Annotated in this window: 4 protein-coding genes; 2 read left to right on the top strand and 2 right to left on the bottom strand. The window is 69.0% G+C overall.

Annotated features, from left to right (window positions below; all coding sequences use genetic code 11):
* Positions 1-1,159 (top strand): arabinosyltransferase C-terminal domain-containing protein (locus AC2VOP_RS13670; RefSeq protein ID WP_486961468.1); only part of this gene is annotated, 1,159 nt, incomplete at its 5' end.
* A 143-nt stretch (positions 1,160-1,302) separates the two neighbouring features.
* Entirely contained in the window at positions 1,303-2,190 is an 888-nt protein-coding gene (locus tag AC2VOP_RS13665) for a hypothetical protein (RefSeq protein WP_486961467.1), read from the top strand.
* A gap of 108 nt (positions 2,191-2,298) precedes the next feature.
* Here AC2VOP_RS13665 and AC2VOP_RS13660 read toward each other — a convergent pair whose 3' ends face one another.
* Together AC2VOP_RS13660 and AC2VOP_RS13655 are read right to left on the bottom strand one after the other, a co-directional pair.
* A complete protein-coding gene (locus tag AC2VOP_RS13660) occupies positions 2,299-3,831 on the bottom strand; it encodes an acyl-CoA carboxylase subunit beta (protein ID WP_486961469.1) in 1,533 nt (510 codons plus the stop codon).
* Between the two features lie 20 nt (positions 3,832-3,851).
* Positions 3,852-8,078 (bottom strand): acyltransferase domain-containing protein (locus AC2VOP_RS13655; RefSeq protein WP_486961466.1); only part of this gene is annotated, 4,227 nt, incomplete at its 5' end.

The raw sequence follows: 8,078 nt of genomic DNA, 5'->3' as shown, positions 1-8,078 counted from the left end.
CGGGTTCATGGTGGCGGTGTTCGTCGCGTCGATGGTGGCCGGGATCGTGCGCCAGTACCCCACCTACTCCAACGGCCTGGCCAACCTGCGTTCGCTGTCCGGCGGCTGCGGCCTGGCCGACGACGTGCTCGTCGAACCGGACCCCAACGCCGGCGCGCTGACCCCGCTGCCCGGCATGTATGGGCAGCTGGGGCCGTTGGGCGGCGTCGACCCGGTCGGGTTCACCCCCAACGGGGTGCCCGACCACACCGTCGCCGAAGCGGTCCGGGAGACGATCCCCAAACCCGGTATCGACGACGACTGGCACGCACCCACCAAGCTGAAGACGCCGGGTGTCAACGGCTCGACCGTGCCGCTGCCCTACGGGCTGGATCCGGCCCGGGTTCCGCTGGCCGGCACCTACACGACCAACGTCCAGCAGCCGAGCCGGCTCATCTCGGCGTGGTATGCGCTGCCGCCGCCTGACGACGCGCACCCGCTGGTGGTGGTGACCGCAGCCGGCGCCATCGCCGGATACAGCATCCTCAACGGTCACACCTCCGGCCAGAGCGTGCTGCTGGAATACGGCCTGCCCGGGCCGGACGGAATCTCCGTCGCGGGCGGGCGGCTAGCACCCTACGACCTCTTCGGCGAGTGGCCCAAGGCCTGGCGCAACCTGCGCTACCCGCGCTCACAGATCCCGGCCGAGGCGACCGTGGTGCGGGTGGTCGCCGAGGATCTCTCACTGACCCCTCGGGACTGGATCGCGCTGACCCCGCCGCGGGTGCCCGAGCTGGCGTCGCTGCAGGACTACGTCGGCTCCACGCAGCCGGTGCTGATGGACTGGGCGGTCGGGCTGGCCTTCCCCTGCCAGCAGCCGATGCTGCATGCCAACGGCGTCACGCAGATCCCGAAATTCCGCATCACCCCGGACTACCTGGCCAAAAAGCAGGACACCGACACCTGGGAGGACGGCGAGAACGGCGGGCTGCTGGGCGTCACCGACCTGCTGCTGCGCGCGCACGTGCTGGCAACCTACCTGTCGAAGGACTGGGGCCGCGACTGGGGTTCGCTGCGCAAGTTCGACACGATCGTGACGGCTTCCCCGGCCGACATCGAGCTGGGCACCGCCACCCGCAGCGGCTGGTGGTCACCGGGCGACATCCGCATCAAACCGTAGCTCCCCCCCACCCCCCCGCCCGCGCCCGCGAGCATGCAGAAAATCGCACTCTCCGGGCCTCGCGAGTGCGATTTTGTGCATGCTCGGCGCGTCATCCCCAGGGGTGACTGGCTCATCGCGCGTCGCGGCCACATTCTTGCGACGTGTACACCGATGCGCTGGCACTGCTGGAGGAGGCCGGCGGGTTCGCCACCGCCGCACAGTTGCTCACCGTGATGACCCGCCAGCAGCTCGACGTCCAAGTCCGAAACGGCGGACTGGTCCGGGTCTGGCACGGCGTCTACGCCGCTGCCGAGCCCGACCTGCTCGGCCGGTTGGCGGCACTCGACATCTTCGCGGGGGAGCATGTGGTCGCCTGCATGGGAACCGCCGCGACGTTGTACGGCTTCGACACCGAAGACACTGAGGGCACCGGCACCGTCCATGTGCTGGATCCCGGAACACAGCTGCGGCCGACCACCGGCCTGATGGTTCACCAGCGCACCGGCGCCGAGCTGCGTCAGGTGGCCAGCCGGATCGCGACGGCCCCGGCGTGGACCGCGGTGGAGGTGGCCCGCGAACTGCGCCGGCCGCGCGCACTGGCCACCCTGGACGCCGCCCTGCACTCCGGATCGTGTACGCGGCGCGAACTCGAGACTGCCCTACTGCAGCAGCGGGGACGACGCGGCATCGTGGCGGTGCGCGACCTGCTGCCCTACGCCGACGGCAGGGCTGAATCGCCGATGGAGAGCGAAGCACGGCTAGTGATGATCGACTACGGTTTGCCGCTGCCCGAGCTCCAATACGAGATCCGCGGCCGCAACGGCGAACTGTGGCGGGTTGACTTCGCCTGGCCGGCGCAGCGTGTGGTGGCCGAGTACGAAAGCATCCTCTGGCATGCCGGACCGGACGAGATGCTGCGCGACAGGGTGCGGCTGGCCGGAATCCAGGAGATGGGCTGGACGGTGATCCCGATCATTGTCGACGACGTCCGTCGCTACCCCGCTCGCATGGCCGACCGCATCCGCGACCACCTCGCCCGGGCCGCCTGACCCCCGCCGTCCCCCGCCAGCCCCCCGCGAGCATGCAGAAAATCGCACAAAATCGCGCGCGATCGTGCGATTTTGTGCATGCTCGCCCAGGGGCCTTGGGCCGCGGGACTAGATGGGCGTCAGGCCGTGCTTGCGCTGCACGCGGAGCGGGTACCGCTGCTTGTCGCGCAGCAAATGCAGCGACTTTCGCAGCAGCAGCCGGGTTTCGTGCGGCTGGATGACGCCGTCGATGTAGCCGCGCTCGGCGGCGGTCCACGGGATCGCCATGTTGAGGTTGTAGCCCTCGATGAAGTCGCGCTTGACCTGTTGCGCCTCCGGCGCGTTCGGATCCGGGAAGCGTTTCATCAGCAGCTGCGCCGCACCCTCGGCGCCGATCACCGCGATACGGGCCGTCGGCCATGCGAAGTTCAGGTCGGCAGACAACTGTTTGCAGCCCATAATCGCGTAGCCGCCGCCGTAGGCCTTGCGGACGATGACAGTCACCTTAGGCACGTCGGCCTCGACGAGGGCGTTGAAGAAGCGGCCTCCCCGCTTGATGATGCCGCCCTTCTCCTGCTCCACACCGGGCAGCGCACCGGGCGTGTCGACCACGAAAACCAAAGGCAGATTGTAGGAGTCGCAGAACCGGATGAAGCCAGCCGCCTTGTCGGACGCCTCGTTGTCGATCGAACCCGACAGCACCATCGGCTGGTTGGCGATCACCCCGACCGGACGCCCGTCGACCCGGGCGAACGCGGTGATCATCGCCTGGCCGCGCTGCGCGGCGACGTCGAGGATGTCCCCATCGTCGAAGATCCGCAGCAGGATCTCGTGCATGTCGTAGGCGGTGTTGTCGGCGTCCGGAACGATGCTGTCCAGCTCCAGGTCGGAATCGGTGATCTCCGGCTCCAGCCCCGGGTTGACGATCGGCGGGTCATCCCAGGTATTGCCGGGCAGGAACGACAGGTAATCACGAACATACTGAAAGGCCGCGGCTTCATCCTCCACCACCTGGTGGATGTTGCCGTAGCGAGCCTGGTTGTCGGCACCGCCGAGCTCGTCGAGGCTGACGTCCTCACCGGTGACGTCCTTGATCACGTCGGGCCCGGTGATGAACATGTAGCCCTGGTCGCGCACCGCCACCACCAGATCGGTCTGGATCGGCGAATACACCGCGCCGCCAGCACATTTGCCCAAGATGACGGAGACCTCCGGCACCAACCCGCGCAGCATCTCGTGGCGGCGGGCCAGCTCGGCGTACCAGGCCAGCGAGGTCACCGCGTCCTGGATGCGGGCGCCGGCCGAGTCGTTGATGCCGACGATCGGGCAGCCGATCATCGCCACCCACTCCATCAGCTTGGCCACCTTGCGGCCGAACATCTCCCCCACTGAGCCCTGGAACACCGTCTGGTCGTGGCTGAACACCCCCACCGGGCGGCCGTTGATCCGGCCGTGGCCGGTCACCACACCGTCGCCGTACAGCGCATTCGGATCGCCCGGCGTCTTGCACAGCGCGCCGATCTCTAAGAAGGTGCCGGGATCCAGCAGCGCGTGAATGCGGCTGCGGGCACTGGGGATGCCTTTCTTGGCCCGCTTGGCGACGGCCTTCTCACCGCCGGGTTCGGCGGCCAGCTCCAGCTTCTCGCGCAGCTCGGCCAGCATCTCGGCGCTGGTCTTGGTGCTCACTGGACCGCTTCCTGCCGGCTGCCGGCTTGGATGCGCTCGATCGCCTCGCTCATGTGTGCGCCGACCGTGGCGATGATCGGCTCGTCGATCACCTGGATGTGTTCGCCGCCGACCGGCACCACCTCCAGGTCGGCGACGTAGGCGCCCCAGCCGCCGTCCGGTTTGCGGGTGGCGTAGCGCGGCTCGAAGGTGATCGCGTCATCGTGGTAGCGGTCGGCCATATACAACGTGACGTGACCGTCGTAGGGCGCGATCTCGGCGGTGTCGATCATCCGCTGGTCCAGATACGACGTGCGCTGGTGCTCGACGATCCCGCCCGGGATGTCCACGCCGCTGGCCTTGATCGCGTCCAGCACGAACTGCACCTGGCCCGCGTCATCCAGCTTCTCCAGCTCCTCGTAGGGGATTTCGGGGATCTCGACGTTGAACGTACGCTCCGCGAAGCGGGCGTAGCGGTCCCACCGAGCCCGGGTCTCCTCTTTGGTCTGCGGGATCTCCTCACCGGGCCGCACCGCGTCGATCAGACCGACGAAGGCGACGTCGGCACCGGCACGCCGCAGCCCGATCGCGCAGGCGTAGGCCAGCGCACCACCCAGCGACCAGCCGGCCAAGATGAACGGGCCGTTGCCGGCGATCTCCAGCAGCTTGGGCACGTACTGCGCGGCCCGCTCCTCGATGGAGCCCTCGATCCGTTCGAAGCCGTACATCGGGGTGTCGGCCGGCAGCCGCGCCAGCAGCGGCTGGTACACCACCGTCGATCCGCCCGCCGGGTGAAAAACGAAGACCGGCAGCTGTTTCGAACCCTCTTGCGGTGCCCGCAGGGTGCGCACGAACCCGTCCAGCTCACCGGCCTCCAGGAATCCCCGCACGGTGGTGGCCAGCGCCTCGATGGTGGTCGCAGCCTTGACGTCTTCGGCGGTGACGGTGCCGACTGTGTTGTCTGTCCGCTCGGAGAGCCGCTGCGCCACCTTGGCAGCGGTGTCGTCGTCGAGGGCGGGCAGGGTGTTGAAGATGCCACCTGGCGACGTCCCGGTGACGATCGCCCAGGTGGCGAAGGTGATCCGCTCGGCGGCATCGCGCGGCGGCACGTCGGCGTTGAGCGCCTTCGCGACAGCCTCCTGGTTGAGCACCCCGGCCACCCCGGCCACCCCGGCCGGGGCGGCCGCAGCGGGCACCGCCGGTCCGGAGGGATCGGTCGGCGGCGGCGGAACCGGCGGCGGAACCGGCGCCGGGCCGGAGCGGTCAGCGCTCGCCTTCGCGGCGGCCAGCATGGCGGCCTGTTCGGCGGCGATCTCCTCGGCGGTCTGCGTCTGCTGGTGCTCGTGGAGAGCCTGCACCTCGTCGCGGTGCTCGACCGCGTAGGTGATCATCTCCTCGACGTGGTACAGGTTCGCGTCCCGCACCGCCGTCAGCTGGATGGGGGGCATGTCGAAGTCGTACTCGACGCGGTTTTTGATCCGCACCGCCATCAGCGAGTCCAGGCCCAGTTCGATGAGCGGCACCTCCCACGGCAGGTCTTCGGGCTCGTATCCCATCGCGGTGCCGACGATGGCGCCCAGCCGCTGCCCGACGGTCTCCCCGGATTCCGGCGACCACTTGGCGAAACCCGCGGCCAACCCGACGCCCGCGGTCAGGTTGTCGTGCAGGATCTCGGCGTCGGACGCCTCAGTGTCCTGAGCGGCCTCAGTGTCCTGGGCGGTCTCGGCCTCGACGGCGACACCTGCCCCCGCCGCAACCGGCAGCACACCGGCGGACCCGTTCCGAGATACCAGCGCGTCGTAGACCAGGGTGAACGACTCCTCGACGCGAGCGTGCACCTGCACCGCCGCACCACCGGGATGCCGGGTCAGCGTCGTCACCAGCCGGGCACCCTCGGTGGGCACCGCGCGCTGCTCGGCGGCCACCACGGATGCATCCGGAACCACAACAGCCGCAGCGGATTTCACCAATTCAGCCAGGTCGGCCGGACCGCGCGGCGCGAACTCCCAGACGTGACGGCCGTCCGGCAGCCCCACGTGCGAACCAGGCATGATCCCGGAAGCATCGCCGGAGAAGTGCGCGTCCAGCCAGTGCTGTTTGCGCTTGAACTTCGTCGCCGGGATGTCGGCGAACTCCTCCGGACCGACCGGTCCTGCGGCCCGGCGCGGGAACAGGGTGCGAAAGTCCAGGTCGTGGCCGCCGACGTAGAGCTGCGCCATCGTCATGGTCATCGAGTCGACCTCGTCGGCCTTGCGGGCCAGGGTGGCGATCAGCTGCGCATCCGGCAGGCCGGCGGCGGCGGTGGTCAGACCCACCTGCATCAACGCCACCGGGTTGGGGGCCAGCTCCACAAACGTGGTGTGCCCGGCCTCGACGGCGTGACGCACACCGTGGGTGAAGTAGACGCTGTGTCGCAGGCCTTTCTTCCAGTAGGCGACGTCGTGGATGGGCTCACCGCCGGGCCGCAGGTAGCTGCCCTCGTGCACCGTGGAGAAGTAGCCGCAGCTCAGCGGTTGCGGGTCGATGCCGGCCAGGTCCGCGGTGAATTCGCCTAGCAACGGATCCATCTGGGCGGTGTGGCTGGCGCCCTTGGTCGCAAACTTGCGGGCGAAGCGTCCTTCGGCTTCGCAGCGGGCGATGATCGCGTCCACCTGTTCGGGCGGGCCGCCAATCACGGTCTGGTTCGGCGCGGCGTACACGCACACCTCCAGGTCGGGGAAATCGGAGAACGCTGCTGCGATCTCCTCGGCGGAGTACTCCACCAGCGCCATCAACCGGATGTACTCGCCGAACAGCATCGCCTCGCCCTCGCCCATCAACCGGGCGCGCGAGCAGACGACCCGGACGGTGTCGCGCAGCGACAGCCCGCCGGCGAAGTAGGCCGCACCCGGCTCACCCAGCGACTGGCCGATCACCGCGGCCGGTTTGGCGCCGTGCGCCCTGAGCAGCTCACCGAGCGCGATCTGGATCGCGAAGATCACCAACTGGACGGCCTCGATGGGGTATTCGACAGTGTCGGCGGTGTAGTCCACCGCGTCGTCGAGGATCATCTCCAGGATCGAGACGCCGCGCTCGTCTTGGATCAGCGCGTCGATCTTGTCGATCCATTCGGCGAAGACCGGGTCACGCAGGTAGAGGTTTTTGCCCATCTTGCGGTGCTGCGCGCCGAACCCGGCCAGCACCCATACCGGGCCGCTGGTCTCCGGGCCGTCCGCGGTGTAGACGTTCGGCTTCTGCTTGCCCTCGGCGAGCGCGCGCAGTCCGGCGATCGCCTCGTCGTGGTCGTGGGCCAGCACCACCGCGCGGGAACGGCCGTGGTTGCGCCTAGACAGCGCGCGTCCGATCGACTCCAGCGACGACGAGCGGCCCTCTTCGCTGTCGATCCAGTCGGCCAGCTCGGCGGCGGCGGCCTTCTTGCGGGAGGTCAGAAATGCCGACACCGCCAGCGGGACAACGGGAGTCGGAGCCTGCTGCGAAGCCAAATCCTGCAGCGCAATCTCCTTAAGCCGCAACGCCTCGTCGGTCAGCCCCGGCAGCTCGGGCTCGACCTGCTGCCAAGACGCCTCATCGATGAACTCGCCGTAGCTGTCGAAGCGCACCCCGCCCACGTACTCCGTCGGCGCAGCCTCTTCGGCGGGCTGCTCCTCGACCGGCTCGGATTCGGGTTCTCGCGCCGGTTTTTCCAGCACGTCGTGCGGCAGCACCTCGCGCAGCACCAGGTGCGCGTTCGCGCCGCCGAACCCGAAACCGGACACACCCGTGATCGCGTACCCGCTGTAGCGCGGCCACTCGGTGACGGTGTCGGCGACGCGCAGATGCACCGCGTCGAAGTCGATGTAGGGGTTGGGCCCGGCGTAGTTGATCGACGGCGGGATCTTGTCATGGGCCAGCGCCAGCACCATCTTGGCCAGGCTGGCCGCACCGGCCGCCGACTCCAGGTGTCCCACATTGGATTTCACCGCGCCCAGCAGCACCGGTTTGTCGGCGGGGCGGCCCCGCCCGACCACCCGGCCCAGCGCGTCGGCCTCGATCGGGTCGCCGAGGATGGTGCCGGTGCCGTGCGCTTCGATGTAGTCGACGGTGCGCGGGTCGATGCCGGCGTCGTGATACGCCTTGCGCAACACCTCCGCCTGCGCGTCCGGGTTGGGCGCCAGCAGGCCGTTCGAGCGGCCGTCGTGGTTGACCGCGCTGCCGGCGATCACGGCCAGGATCGCATCGCCGTCGCGGCGGGCGTCGTCGACGCG

Source organism: Mycobacterium sp. TH-M106, from assembly GCF_057473765.1.
Note: the sequence above shows the minus strand (reverse complement) of the source record. Positions and strands in the feature narration are given on the sequence as shown.

Excerpts from the sequence above, each read along its gene's own strand:
- AC2VOP_RS13660 (WP_486961469.1), bottom strand. The coding sequence starts at position 3,831 with ATGCTGGCCGAGCTGCGCGAGAAGCTGGAGCTGGCCGCCGAACCCGGC.